Origin of the sequence: Mariniradius sediminis (assembly GCF_021491425.1) — a bacterium.
Lineage (GTDB): Bacteria > Bacteroidota > Bacteroidia > Cytophagales > Cyclobacteriaceae > Mariniradius > Mariniradius saccharolyticus.
The window spans coordinates 105,963-118,070 of record NZ_JAKEVZ010000009.1 but is presented as its reverse complement, the minus strand read 5'-3'; the positions used below and the strand labels follow the sequence as shown (position 1 = coordinate 118,070).

The 12,108-nt window shown below is 47.8% G+C and carries 13 protein-coding genes; 8 read left to right on the top strand and 5 right to left on the bottom strand.

Annotated elements, in window-relative coordinates:
* Positions 1-75: 75 nt before the first annotated feature.
* The 4 genes from nadD to L0U89_RS12815 form a co-directional block, all read right to left on the bottom strand.
* Positions 76-642, bottom strand: coding sequence for a nicotinate (nicotinamide) nucleotide adenylyltransferase (nadD, locus tag L0U89_RS12830; protein WP_234861886.1), 567 nt, complete (start codon positions 640-642; stop codon positions 76-78).
* A gap of 13 nt (positions 643-655) precedes the next feature.
* Positions 656-1,228: a guanylate kinase gene (gene gmk / locus L0U89_RS12825; RefSeq protein ID WP_008623818.1), complete on the bottom strand. Its 573-nt coding sequence runs from the start codon at positions 1,226-1,228 to the stop codon at positions 656-658.
* A 6-nt stretch (positions 1,229-1,234) separates the two neighbouring features.
* Entirely contained in the window at positions 1,235-1,486 is a 252-nt protein-coding gene (locus L0U89_RS12820) for an RNA polymerase sigma factor RpoE (protein WP_008623816.1), read from the bottom strand.
* A 64-nt stretch (positions 1,487-1,550) separates the two neighbouring features.
* The gene (locus L0U89_RS12815) at positions 1,551-2,147 is read right to left on the bottom strand and encodes a sigma-70 family RNA polymerase sigma factor (protein ID WP_008623815.1); all 597 of its coding nucleotides are present in this window, start codon (positions 2,145-2,147) and stop codon (positions 1,551-1,553) included.
* 111 nt (positions 2,148-2,258) lie between these two features.
* Between L0U89_RS12815 and L0U89_RS12810 the strand changes: the two genes are divergently transcribed.
* Positions 2,259-3,092 (top strand): lysophospholipid acyltransferase family protein, encoded by an 834-nt coding sequence (locus L0U89_RS12810; protein ID WP_234861885.1) that lies wholly within the window; start codon positions 2,259-2,261, stop codon positions 3,090-3,092.
* Positions 3,093-3,125: 33 nt separating this feature from the next.
* On the opposite strand, the gene L0U89_RS12805 is transcribed toward L0U89_RS12810, so the two are convergent.
* Positions 3,126-3,797: a 3-keto-disaccharide hydrolase gene (locus tag L0U89_RS12805; RefSeq protein WP_234861884.1), complete on the bottom strand. Its 672-nt coding sequence runs from the start codon at positions 3,795-3,797 to the stop codon at positions 3,126-3,128.
* A 192-nt stretch (positions 3,798-3,989) separates the two neighbouring features.
* Here L0U89_RS12805 and L0U89_RS12800 point away from each other — a divergent pair, with 192 nt between their 5' ends.
* The 7 genes from L0U89_RS12800 to ccoG all read left to right on the top strand — a co-directional run bounded on the left by L0U89_RS12800 (position 3,990) and on the right by ccoG (position 12,087).
* Positions 3,990-4,625, top strand: coding sequence for a hypothetical protein (locus L0U89_RS12800; RefSeq protein ID WP_234861883.1), 636 nt, complete (start codon positions 3,990-3,992; stop codon positions 4,623-4,625).
* A gap of 60 nt (positions 4,626-4,685) precedes the next feature.
* Positions 4,686-7,124, top strand: coding sequence for a heavy metal translocating P-type ATPase (locus tag L0U89_RS12795; RefSeq protein ID WP_234861882.1), 2,439 nt, complete (start codon positions 4,686-4,688; stop codon positions 7,122-7,124).
* A 2-nt stretch (positions 7,125-7,126) separates the two neighbouring features.
* On the top strand, positions 7,127-7,309 hold the full coding sequence (gene ccoS, locus L0U89_RS12790) for a cbb3-type cytochrome oxidase assembly protein CcoS (RefSeq protein ID WP_008623810.1): 183 nt from the start codon (positions 7,127-7,129) through the stop codon (positions 7,307-7,309).
* A 2-nt stretch (positions 7,310-7,311) separates the two neighbouring features.
* A complete protein-coding gene (gene ccoN / locus L0U89_RS12785) occupies positions 7,312-9,444 on the top strand; it encodes a cytochrome-c oxidase, cbb3-type subunit I (RefSeq protein WP_234861881.1) in 2,133 nt (710 codons plus the stop codon).
* A gap of 12 nt (positions 9,445-9,456) precedes the next feature.
* Positions 9,457-9,648: a hypothetical protein gene (locus L0U89_RS12780; protein ID WP_040478768.1), complete on the top strand. Its 192-nt coding sequence runs from the start codon at positions 9,457-9,459 to the stop codon at positions 9,646-9,648.
* Positions 9,635-10,594, top strand: a complete 960-nt coding sequence (locus L0U89_RS12775) for a cbb3-type cytochrome c oxidase N-terminal domain-containing protein (RefSeq protein ID WP_234861880.1) — start codon at positions 9,635-9,637, stop codon at positions 10,592-10,594. The genes L0U89_RS12780 and L0U89_RS12775 overlap by 14 nt, the downstream gene beginning before the upstream one ends.
* An 80-nt stretch (positions 10,595-10,674) precedes the next feature.
* Complete coding sequence (gene ccoG / locus L0U89_RS12770; protein ID WP_234861879.1) at positions 10,675-12,087, top strand: cytochrome c oxidase accessory protein CcoG; 1,413 nt, start codon at positions 10,675-10,677, stop codon at positions 12,085-12,087.
* Positions 12,088-12,108: the final 21 nt, after the last annotated feature.

Sequence of the window (12,108 nt, the reverse complement as noted above, 5' to 3'; positions counted from 1 at the left end):
GAGAAAAAATAAGAAACCTAAAATCCTCAGATTCAACAAAATCGAAGATCAATTTTGGGATTTTTTGCAAATCGGCTACTGGTACAATTTCTTGTCCCGGATGTAATCTTCAACCGCCTCGGGTAGCAGGTATCTGACCGAATGGCCTTGCCTGATCGAATCGCGGATGTAAGTCGCGGAAATTTCCATCAATGGCGCTTCCACATAGCGGATGTTGGGATGCTCTGGAAGCTTTTTTTCCCCAGGTCTTGGATAGACATACAGTCCGTATTGTTCCAGGATCACTTCATGGTTTTTCCACTTTTGAAAATGGGTCAGATTGTCTGCACCCACGATCAACTTGAACTGATGCTGGGGATATTTGTCAGATAAAAATGCCAGTGTGTCCACGGTATAGCTGGGCCTTGGCATCCGGAATTCGACGTCTGTGGCCCTAAAATAAAAATGATCGGCAATGGCGAGCTCTACCATTTTAAGCCGATCAAATTCGTGCAAAAGTGCACTTTGTTTCTTGAACGGGTTTTGTGGACTGACCACAAACCACACTTCATCCAAATCCGTCCGGTCCTGCATCACATTGGCAATGACCAAATGTCCGATATGAATGGGATTAAAAGATCCAAAAAACAAACCGATTTTCAAAGGAAGTGTTTGATTATTTGGTGAGAAAATCGCCGACTAGTCGCTCTGCTTCGGCAAAGGATTTTGCCATATCGTCGTTGAGGATGGTGACATCAAACTTGTCCTGGAAGCCCATTTCGAATTTGGCTTTGTACAACCTCCTAGACAAGCTTTCGTCCGATTCTGTGCCACGGTCCTTTAGCCTTTCTTGAAGAACCTCGAGGGAAGGGACTTTGACAAAGATCGCCAAGGCCTTGTCCCCAAAATATTTCTTGAGGTTGATGCCACCTTTGACATCCACGTCAAATATCACGTGTTTGCCACTTGCCCACAAACGCTCGATTTCTTCTTTGAGCGTGCCGTAGAAGTTGCCTTCGTAGACTTCTTCCCACTCGATAAATGCGTCTTCGTCGATTTTTTGCTTGAATTCCTCAGGACTCAAAAAGTAGTAGTCTTTGCCATGTGTTTCTGTCCGACCACGCTTGTCACGGGTCGAGGCCGAAATGGAAAAACCCAGATTGGGGAATTTTTGGAGAAGGTGCCGGACTATGGTCGTTTTGCCAGAGCCTGATGGAGCCGAAAAAATGATTGCTTTTCCTGCTGACATGTCCGCCTATTTAATTTCCTGGATTTTCTCCCGGATGTTGGCGATCAATTCATTGGGGACACAATGCTTGGTGCATTTGTTTTTGAGCACTTCCCTGATAGCTTGCTCGAGGTGGAAATGCTTGAAGCAGGGTTCACACTTTGCCAGTTTTTCCTGGAGCATGGCTTGGGAGTTGGGAACGTTTTCTCCGTCCAAAATGCTCTCCAGCAACTGGAAACACTTGCTGACGTCAGCGCAAGAAAGCTTTTTTTCTCCCATCGGTAAATTTTCTTCCATCGTAATCAGTAATCTAAGCGGTGATTAATCCTTTCTTTTATGTGGCTTACTCTTCTTCATCTTCTGTGTTGTATCCCATGGTTTTGGCATAAGAACGAAGCTGGTCCTTCAATAAGTTCCTCGCTCTGTGCAATCTGGACCGGACGGTACCGATCGGGATATCCAAGATCTTTGCCATCTCCTCATAGGTAAATCCCTCCAAGTCCGCCAAGATGATCACAGTCCTGAAGTCCACGGCCAGGCTGTTGAGGGCGTTGGAGATTTCATCTCCAAGCATATCCTTGACCGCGTCAACCCTCAGGTCTGTTGTACTGGTGTAGTCAACATCATCCGAGTTGTAATAAGTTTCAACTTCCTGATAATCAACTTTCGCAGGCTGCTTGCTCTTGCGTCTGTAGTCGTTGATAAAGGAGTTTTTCAGGATGCGGAAAAGCCAAGCCTTGGCATTGGTTCCCTGCTCAAACGAATTGATGAACCGATAGGCTTTGAGGTAGGTATCTTGGACAAGGTCCTTGGCATCGTCCTCGTCGAATGTCAGCCGGAAGGCAAAATTGTACATGGAATCTATGTGTGGCATAAATTCCTTGTCGAAAACATGGTTCTTTTCCTGCTCGGAGTATTTTTTGCGCTGGACCTCGGACATAGCCTTCAAAAGTAATCAAGAGCCGAATTTATCCCTAATTTTTCTGATTAATTCAGGTCTTTTGCCTTATTTTGCCGCCTTCCAGAACTCCCTGCTGTCCCTCAATCATTTATGGTTTTCTTCCGCTTGATATCATTGCTGCCGTTGTGGGCCTTGTATTTGGTGACGGATTTCGTGTTTCTGGTGGGGTATTATGTGATCAGGTACAGGAGGAAAATCGTGAGCGAAAACTTGGCCTTCGCTTTTCCCGAAAAATCGACGAAGGAACGAAGACAGATCGAAAGGAAATTTTACCGAAACCTGACCGATTCCTTTGCGGAAACCATCAAGCTCTATACCATGTCACGGGAGGAAATCAAAAGGCGTTTTGTGATCCGAAACCCACATATCATCAAAGACCGGCTGGACAAAGGGGAAATTGTACTGGGATTGGCTGCCCATTTTTTTCATTGGGAAGGGCAAACTTTGGCATTCAAGGCAGCAGTCGACACACGATTGGAAACGGTCTATCATCGGGTAACCAATCAATTTTTCGACAACTTGATGAAGGAAATCCGCGGTCGCTTCGGGGGCACGCTGGTGGATAAAGATGACTTTACCCGAAATTATTTGAAAAACAGGAACGTCCCGAGGCTGATTGGATTGGCGGCGGACCAGCGGCCTCATCAGGCGGAGACCAAATACGTTACCACGTTTATGAACCGGGAAACGTATTTCTATGAAGGTCCGGAAAAGATGGCCAAGCGCTATGGACTTGCCGCCGTCTACGCCGATGTCCAAAAGCCAAAGCGGGGACATTATATCTATACCTATCAATTGGTGGAAAATCCCCCCTACACGGATAGTCCGGCACAAAGCATCACCCACAAGTTTATTGAGTTGACGGAAAAAAATATCCGTGCCTATCCGGAACTCTACCTCTGGAGCCATAATCGGTGGAGATGACCGATTCTGTTTTGCTGAATCTGTTTGGGATCGCTATTGAAGCGGCGTCAAAGCCACCTTTCTGAACTCCACTTCGGCACCCTCGGCTTGCAATGCAATTTTTCCTCTTCGAGCCGTAGCACCGAAGCCGTCGTTGACGAGGTCACCGTTGACCCAAACCGTAATGCGGTCGGCTTTGCATTCTATTACCATGCGGTTCCACTCCCCGAGGGGCTTTTCGGAGCCGTCGGTCAGGTTGACGATGCGTCTTTCCTTGCCTTCGGTGATGCCCCAGTTTTCCCTTGGTCCGCGCCTTTTTTCCATATGCTCGACTTGGATGTCCTCGACAATACACCAAAAATCCCCGGCGTTTTCATGCATCATCTGCACTTCTATGGATTGGGGAAACATGCCATACAAGGCCCGTGGCCGGGAGGCGTGGACGAGCACGCCGCAGTTTCCGGGTTTGCCGGCAAAGCGGTATTCCACTTCCAGGCGATAGTTCCCAAATTCCTTTTCCGTCAGCAGGTGTCCGTTGGGCGTGCCCAAACTGACGAGGTTGCCATCTCGTACCAGAAAAGGCTTTCTCAGCTTCGAGTCCTTATCTAGGTCGGGAACGTCCATGTACCAGCCGTCCAGGTTTTTGCCATTGAACAAATCGATTTCTTGGGCAGCAAGGCTAAGCCAGAAATGGGTAAAAATGGCTATTAGTACAGGCTTTTTCATCGGATTGATTTTACTCCAATTTCGCAAGGAATCCAAGAAAAACAATCAATCAGGAACACCGGAGTGTAGATACGATTTAGCTATTCCGCTACTTAGCCAAAAAAACATGACATTAATCATATTTGAACCTTTTTAATGTCACCGCCAAAGTTTGCCTGCCTCGATAGCTTTGTAACTGTTGAATGTGGAATTATGCAGGCGAAAGTTGACCAATTAGTAAAGTTCGCGGTCCCGGAGGAGATAGTATCCCCCCATTTTTGCGAACGACTCCCAGAGAGTTTCCCTGTTCATCTGAATAAAGGGGGTAAAGGATTGATGTGCAGTCCCGAACAAGGTCCCACGCTTTTTACCGCGCATTTGCCAGAGGTACTCGATTGGCTGCATAAGCAAGAAAAGCCAAAGGCACTCGAGGAAGAACCCTGCGAAGTTCCAGTTTTGCTTTTTGACAAGGAAATGTCTACGGAAAGCCTACTTTTTCACTATGATGGGACCCCCGCATCTGCAAGGTTGATCCATCATTTTGTCGAACTATTTCAAGACAATATCAAAGACAGCCGCGCCACAATCATTTCTCCAAGTTTTATCCCTAAGTCGAAGCAAAGGGAAGAACAAGAAATCATCCAATTGATTACGAACTCGACTTCTGAGACATCATTCATAAAATTCAACTTTACGAGGATAGGGGACTTTTGGTCCTATGCGGTCAAACATCGCTGCACCCTACTGGTCACCACTAAAAATTATCAATCAGATTTAGCCAAAGTACTTTTTCATTTCTACAAAGGGGGAATGTGGTACGACAGGCTTTCATTCTACCTGTCTTTCTAAATCATTCCAAAATATGATTTTCGTCATGTTTTTCACCCCCGAAGCTCAGTAAATTGTACCATGCCAAACCAAATCCATCACGCTGCTTCCAAGTCCACCGCCACATGTTACCATTGTGGGGAAGAGTGCCGCGAGGAGGTTTTGCATTTTGACGAAAAGGAATTTTGCTGTACAGGCTGCAAGCTCGTCTATGAGGTTTTGAGTGAAAATGAGCTTTGCAATTACTACCAAATCGCCGAAAAGCCCGGAATCAGCCAAAAGGAAGTGTCCCGCAAAGACAACCGTTTTGATTACTTGGATGATGCCGATATCGTCCACCGCTTGGTCGATTTCCAAAATGGCGATGAGACCCACATTACTTTTTCGATTCCACTGATACATTGCGCGTCGTGCATTTGGTTGTTGGAAAACTTGCACAAACTCCATCCAGGCGTGGTTTCCGGACGGGTGGATTTTATCAAGAAGAAAGTTCAGGTAAAATACCACCAGGATGCTATCAGTCTCAAAGAACTGGTACAGCTGCTCTCCAGAATCGGCTACGAGCCCAGCATCAATCTTTCCGATGCCGACAAAAAGCAACCTGTATTTTCCGACAAGAAGCTAATCCAAAAACTTGCCGTGGCAGGTTTCTGCTTTGGCAATATGATGCTCTTCAGCCTTCCCGAGTACTTCGCGGAGGCCGAGCTACTTGGCGATGGTTTCAAAAAGACCTTCAATTACCTCAATGTGCTATTGGCCCTGCCGGTTTTCTTCTACGCCGCCACGGACTACTACCGCTCGGCTTGGCTTTCTGTCAAAAACAGAGCCGTGAACATGGATGTGCCGATTGCCCTAGGAATTGTGACGCTTTTCACCTACAGCTTGTACGACATTTTCGCATTGGGCAATGAAGGCTATATGGACACGCTCGGAGGCTTGTTGTTTTTCCTTTTGATCGGGAAATATTATCAGCAAAAGACTTACGACACGCTCTCTTTTGATCGGGACTATAAGTCCTATTTCCCGATTGCCGTGACGCGCTTGGTCCGCAATGAAGAGGAAGTGATCCCATTGATCAAACTCCATGTCGGTGATATCATCAAGGTAAGAAATGAGGAGCTGATCCCCGCGGACAGCATTTTGCTCGAGGGAGAAGCATACATCGACTACAGCTTTGTAACTGGGGAGCAAATCCCCGTGGCCAAGAAAAAAGGCGAACTTGTCTACGCAGGGGGAAGGCAAAAGGGCCAACCGATCTCTCTTGCGGTACAGAAATCGCCTTCACAGGGATATCTTACCGACCTTTGGAACAACGAGTCCTTCGAAAAAGAAAAAACGCATAGCCTTGAGTCCCTAGCAAATCGCATTTCGGGCAAGTTCACATTCACGGTCTTGGCGATCGCGCTCGGTGCTTTGGTGTTTTGGGCTGCAAGGGGAGAGGTTTCCTTGGGCGTCCTGGCCTTTACGTCTGTTTTGATTATCACTTGTCCATGTGCTTTGGCCATGTCGACACCTTTTACTTTGGGCAATACGCTCAGGGTGTTTGGACAAGGCAAGTTTTATTTAAAAAATGCCCAAGTCATCGAGCGTATGGCACAGGTGGATACGGTGGTTTTTGACAAAACAGGAACCTTGACCGCACCTTCCGAGGCAAAGGTGAGCTACCATGGAGACCGGCTTTCAGCAGAATCCAAATCGATCATCAAGACCTTGGTCAGCCACTCTACCCATGCGCTGAGCAACCGCATCAATTCTTGGTTGGATGGAATATCGACGCTGAGTGTCGAGGAGGTACATGAGATTCAGGGAAGAGGAATCCAAGGTTTTTACAAGGGTCAGGCTATCCGATTGGGTTCGGCAGAGTTTGTAGGCTATCAGGGAGGAGACCTCAAAGAAGGCGGCAACTTGGTATTTTTCTCCATTGAAGGGAATGTGATCGGTTACTTTTTGATCCAAAGCGGCTTGCGTAAAGGAATCGAGCAGGTAGTAGCCCAAATAGGCAGCAACAAGGAAGTGCATCTACTATCGGGCGACCAAGACCATGAGCGAAACCATCTCAAGCAGGTTTTTGGGAAAGATGTGCTGATGAACTTCCATCAAAGCCCAAAAGACAAATTGGAATACATCCAAACCCTCAACCAAGCGGGGGCAAGTACCTTGATGGTGGGTGATGGGCTCAATGATGCCGGTGCGCTGAGGGCCGCTCAGGTGGGCATCGCGGTTACGGATCGGATCACCAATTTTTCGCCTGCCTCCGATGCGATCATGGATGCAGCGGTCATGGATAGGCTTCCGGCGTTTTTGGATTTTGCCAAGACAAGTAGAAAAATCATTAAAGCCAGCTTCGGGCTGAGCTTCACTTACAATACGATCGGGGTCATTTTCGCGGTACAGGGATTGGTGAATCCGGTTTTCTGTGCCGTTTTGATGCCAATTTCCAGCATTTCGGTCGTGGTGTTTACCACGCTTGCGACCAATTACTTGGCGGTCAAAAAAGGTTTGAAACAAAAAATCTGGTAACCATGGAAGTCATCTTCGTCCTCATCGCAGTCAGTTTGGTTTTGGCAGGTTCGTTTTTGTTCCTGTTTTTCCGGGCTGTAAAATCAGGTCAGTTTGAAGACGACCAGACGCCTGCGATCCGAATGCTATTTGAAAATGAAATAAAAACAAATGAAAAAAAAGTACCATCAACTAAATCGAAGTAAGTATGTCAGGACCATCACTTGAACAGTTCAGTTACGACAACAAGATCGTAAAGTACTTCGGGGTCGCCACGATAGCCTGGGGCCTCGTAGGAATGTTGGTCGGGCTTATAGTAGCGATACAGCTATTTCTGCCCGAAGCCAATTTCGGCAATCCCTACACCACGTTTGGTAGAATCAGGCCGTTGCATACCAACGCGGTGATTTTCGCTTTTGTGGGCAATGCGATTTTCGCGGGGATTTATTACTCCATGCCGCGCTTGCTCAAAGCGCCCATGTGGAACAAAAACCTCAGCTGGTTCCATTTTTGGGGCTGGCAGTTGATCATTCTTTTGGCAGCGATCACGCTTCCCTTGGGGATTACGACCTCCAAAGAATATGCGGAGCTCGAATGGCCGATCGATATCCTGATCGCGGTGGTTTGGGTGGCCTTCGGCGCCAACATGATCGGAACCTTGCTCACCAGAAGGGAAAAACACATGTATGTGGCCATATGGTTTTACCTGGCTTCATTCGTCACAGTCGCCGTACTACATATCTTCAATTCCCTGGCACTCCCCGTGAGCTTCCTGAAAAGCTACTCTGCCTATGCCGGTGTACAGGATGCCCTTGTACAGTGGTGGTATGGACATAATGCGGTCGCTTTCTTCCTGACGACGCCGTTTTTGGGTTTGATGTATTACTATTTGCCAAAAGCTGCCAATAGACCTGTATATTCCTACAAACTGTCGATCGTCCACTTTTGGTCCTTGATCTTCCTCTATATCTGGGCGGGTCCACACCATTTGTTGTATACTGCTTTACCCGAGTGGGCACAAGTATTGGGCGTCATTTTCTCCGTGATGCTGATCGCTCCGTCTTGGGGTGGTATGGTCAACGGGCTTTTGACGCTCAGGGGCGCTTGGGACAAAGTGCGAGTCGACCCCGTGTTGAAATTCATGGTGGTGGCCGTGACAGCCTATGGTATGGCAACTTTTGAAGGGCCAATGCTCTCCTTGAAGAATGTCAACGCCATCGCGCACTATACAGACTGGATCGTAGGCCACGTACATATCGGCGGTTTGGGTTGGAACGGTTTCTTCACATTCGCCATGCTATACTGGTTGTGGCCAAAAATGTGGAGGACCAACCTGTATTCTACCAAATTGGCGACTACCCACTTTTGGCTGGGCACGATAGGTATCATCTTCTATGCCCTTCCGCTATACGTATCGGCATTGACACAATCTTTGATGCTGAAGGAATTCACTGAAGCTGGCCGCTTGGCGTATCCCAACTTCATTGAGACAGTCATCCAAATCGTTCCGATGTACATCCTCAGGGCTTTGGGTGGATTGTTGTACTTGACCGGTGCGTTCTTATTGGTTTACAATATGATTATGACAGCCAAGCAAGGGAAATTCGTCGCCGAAGAAGCTGACGAGGCGCCCGCTTTGGCACCACATGTCGAGGAAAAAGGAGAATTTTGGCACAGGGCATGGGAAAGAAAACCTGTTTTCTTCACCCTATTGGCCACAGTTGCGATATTGATCGGTGGTATCATTGAGATCATCCCAACCATCCTCGTCAAGTCAAATGTTCCGACCATTACCAGCGTCCAGCCTTACACCCCATTGGAACTCCAAGGTCGGGATCTTTACATATCGCATGGCTGTGTAGGCTGCCATTCGCAGATGATACGGCCATTCCGGTCCGAGACTGAGCGCTATGGGGAATACTCCAAGGCAGGCGAATACGTTTATGACCGGCCATTCCTATGGGGATCCAAGCGGTCCGGTCCAGACCTTCACCGTGTCGGTGGAAAGTATCCGGATTCTTGGCATTATCACCATATGATGGATCCTACCAGTATGTCACCCGGATCCTTGATGCCTGCATATGATTGGATGTCCACCAATATCATGGACCACAGCAGCTTGCCAGATAAGATATCCACGCTCAGAAGCTTGGGAGTTCCCTACCCTGAGGGATATGAAGCGCAAGCACAGGCTGACCTTTACGTACAGGCTGACGGTATCGTCAAAAACCTGAAATCAGCAGGAATTGAAGTGGTACCTGATTCAGAAATTGTGGCATTGATTGCCTACCTGCAACGCTTGGGTACCGACATCAAGAAAACCACCGCTTCTAACCCCTAAATCAGACACGCTATGAAAAAGGATATATTGAGTGCCATCGAAAACGTCGAAATATACCCGATCATCTCCCTACTGATCTTTGTGATCTTTTTTGTGGGCATGTTCATTTGGGTGATTACGGCGGACAAAAACTATATCAACCACATGAAAGAGATGCCTTTCAGTGATGACCATCAAAAGAACTCAGGCTATGAAAAAGTTTAAATATCTAATGCTACTGTTGCTGGGCGTCTTTGGAAGCAGTCCGGCATGGGCCCAAGCGGCTGAGGCGGAAACCTCCTGGATGGGCACCCTTCAGCAAATGGACAGTTCCCAACTCACGCTGCTCATTATCCTAGGTGTGGTGTTGTTGGTGATTGTGTTGCTGCTTTTCCTTATGATTTATTTGATGTCGTTCATGTCGGCGGTTTTGAAAAAGGAAAACCCTGAATTGGCGGCACAGCCTTCCTGGTGGGATGAATTCAAACTGAAGTATGTGACAGGCAAAATGCAGCCTGTGGGTAGCCCAGAAGAGAAGAGGTTGATGAAGGAACACACCTTCGACGGTATCGTGGAGTTGGATAACCACATGCCGCCTTGGCTGGCCAATGTCTTTTACATCACGATCGCGTTTGGGGTGATTTATTTCACCTACTACACGGTGCTCGGTTTGGGGGTGTCCCAATACGAAGAATATGCCGAAGAACAGCGTGTAGCAGCCTTGCAGATCGAAGCCTACAAAGCCAATTTGACCAGCCTGATCGATGAGACAAATGTCGTATTCGACGAATCGGCAGCTGCCATTTCGGCTGGCCAATCCATTTTCCAAGCCAACTGCGTAGCCTGCCATGCCCAGGATGGCGGTGGCGGCGTGGGTTCTAACCTGACGGATGAATATTGGAAGCATGGTGGCTCGATCAATGATATCTTCAAAGTCATCAAATATGGTGTCCCTGAAAAAGGCATGATTCCTTGGCAGGACCAACTCAGTCCGGAGCAAATCCAACAAGTAGCGAGCTTTATCTTGACGCTGCAGGGAACCACTCCTGCAAATCCGAAAGAGGCTGAAGGCGAAAGGTATGTACCCAACGCACCGGCAAGTGCAGACTCAGCCTTGGTAGCCCCGGTAGATACTACCAAGGTGGTGGCTGTTGCTGGAACCGAGGAATAATCAAGATACCGGGAGTGACAGCGGTCACTTCCGGTATTATTTCTTTTGAAGAGATTTAGAGTAGCGTAAAAAAATCCGCCATGAGCAAAGTAAACCCCAACTTGGACCCAGAGAATTTCAGAGACTCACTTGGGACGGTCCGGTCAGACGGTAAGCGTAATTGGATTTATCCAAAAAAAGTATCGGGTAAGTTCTACAAGTGGAGAACTTACCTTTCTTGGGTTCTTTTGGCGATTTTGTTTGCCGGACCATTTATCCGGGTGGATGGAAGGCCGTACATGCTTTTCAACATCTTCGAGCGGAAATTCATCATCTTTGGGGCGGCATTTTGGCCGCAGGATACCCATATCCTGATTTTCTTGCTGCTCATTTTCTTCGTGTTTGTGATTCTCTTCACGGCTGTCTTCGGTCGGGTATTTTGTGGTTGGGCCTGTCCGCAGACCCTGTTTATGGAAATGGTCTTCCGCAAAATCGAATACCTTATAGAAGGCGATGCAAACCAGCAGCGAAAGCTCGATGAAATGCCCTGGAACACCGAGAAAATCTGGAAAAAAGGTCTGAAAATGACCATTTTCGTCCTCATTTCCCTTGTCATTTCCCATACCGTGATGGCATATTTGATCGGTATCGATCAAGTAAAAACCATTGTCAGTCAGCCACCCAGTGAGCATATGGCTGGATTTATCGGGCTGATGGCGTTTACGGGCATATTTCTCTTTGTATTCTCTTGGTTTCGTGAGCAGGCTTGCATTGTGGTCTGCCCTTACGGAAGGCTTCAGGGCGTATTGCTTGATGCAAACTCGATCAACGTCACCTATGACCATGTCCGCGGGGAACCTCGGGGTCCTATCCGCAAAAACAAGATTGAGGAAAAGCCCAAGGGTGACTGTGTGGATTGCGGCCTTTGCGTGCAAGTATGTCCGACAGGGATCGATATCCGAAACGGTGTACAGATGGAATGCGTCAATTGCACCGCCTGTATCGATGTATGCGACGAAGTAATGGTCAAAGTGGACCGACCAAAGGGATTAATTAGGTACGCTTCCGACAACAGTATCCTCAACGGTACCCAAAAGCTCCTTACCCCTAGGGTCAAGTTGTACAGTTTTCTTTTGGTGTTACTAGTCGTGGCGTTCGTGTCACTGCTTTTGACCAGGCAGGATTTGGCGGCCACAGTTACCCGGTTTAGGGGGATGACCTATCAGACGCGAGACACAGGTGCCATCAGCAACCTGTACGAGGTGACTTTCATCAACAAAACCTTTGATCCACAGCAAGTCAACCTGGTGACAGAGGACGGGAGCTACAAAGTGGAAATCGTAGGCGACCAGAACTGGACCTTGGAAGGTCAGGCAAAGTTTGAAGGCAGGTTTTTCCTGGTCAAACAACCGGATGAAATCCGTAAAAATCAGGAGGACGTGACCTTGCTACTGACCCAAAACGGGGAAGTCATCGACAAGATCAAGACGAGTTTTGTAGGGCCAGTGAGGTGAGAAGCGAGATGAGAGGAGCGA

Bases quoted from the DNA above. Each gene is read 5' to 3' on its own strand.
- gmk (WP_008623818.1), bottom strand. From the start codon at position 1,228: ATGTCAGCAGGAAAAGCAATCATTTTTTCGGCTCCATCAGGCTCTGGC.
- L0U89_RS12780 (WP_040478768.1), top strand. From the start codon at position 9,457: ATGAAAAAGGATATATTGAGTGCCATCGAAAACGTCGAAATATACCCG.
- ccoS (WP_008623810.1), top strand. From the start codon at position 7,127: ATGGAAGTCATCTTCGTCCTCATCGCAGTCAGTTTGGTTTTGGCAGGT.
- L0U89_RS12800 (WP_234861883.1), top strand. From the start codon at position 3,990: ATGCAGGCGAAAGTTGACCAATTAGTAAAGTTCGCGGTCCCGGAGGAG.
- ccoG (WP_234861879.1), top strand. From the start codon at position 10,675: ATGAGCAAAGTAAACCCCAACTTGGACCCAGAGAATTTCAGAGACTCA.
- ccoN (WP_234861881.1), top strand. From the start codon at position 7,312: ATGTCAGGACCATCACTTGAACAGTTCAGTTACGACAACAAGATCGTA.
- L0U89_RS12775 (WP_234861880.1), top strand. From the start codon at position 9,635: ATGAAAAAGTTTAAATATCTAATGCTACTGTTGCTGGGCGTCTTTGGA.
- L0U89_RS12805 (WP_234861884.1), bottom strand. From the start codon at position 3,797: ATGAAAAAGCCTGTACTAATAGCCATTTTTACCCATTTCTGGCTTAGC.
- L0U89_RS12795 (WP_234861882.1), top strand. From the start codon at position 4,686: ATGCCAAACCAAATCCATCACGCTGCTTCCAAGTCCACCGCCACATGT.
- L0U89_RS12820 (WP_008623816.1), bottom strand. From the start codon at position 1,486: ATGGGAGAAAAAAAGCTTTCTTGCGCTGACGTCAGCAAGTGTTTCCAG.
- L0U89_RS12815 (WP_008623815.1), bottom strand. From the start codon at position 2,147: ATGTCCGAGGTCCAGCGCAAAAAATACTCCGAGCAGGAAAAGAACCAT.
- L0U89_RS12810 (WP_234861885.1), top strand. From the start codon at position 2,259: ATGGTTTTCTTCCGCTTGATATCATTGCTGCCGTTGTGGGCCTTGTAT.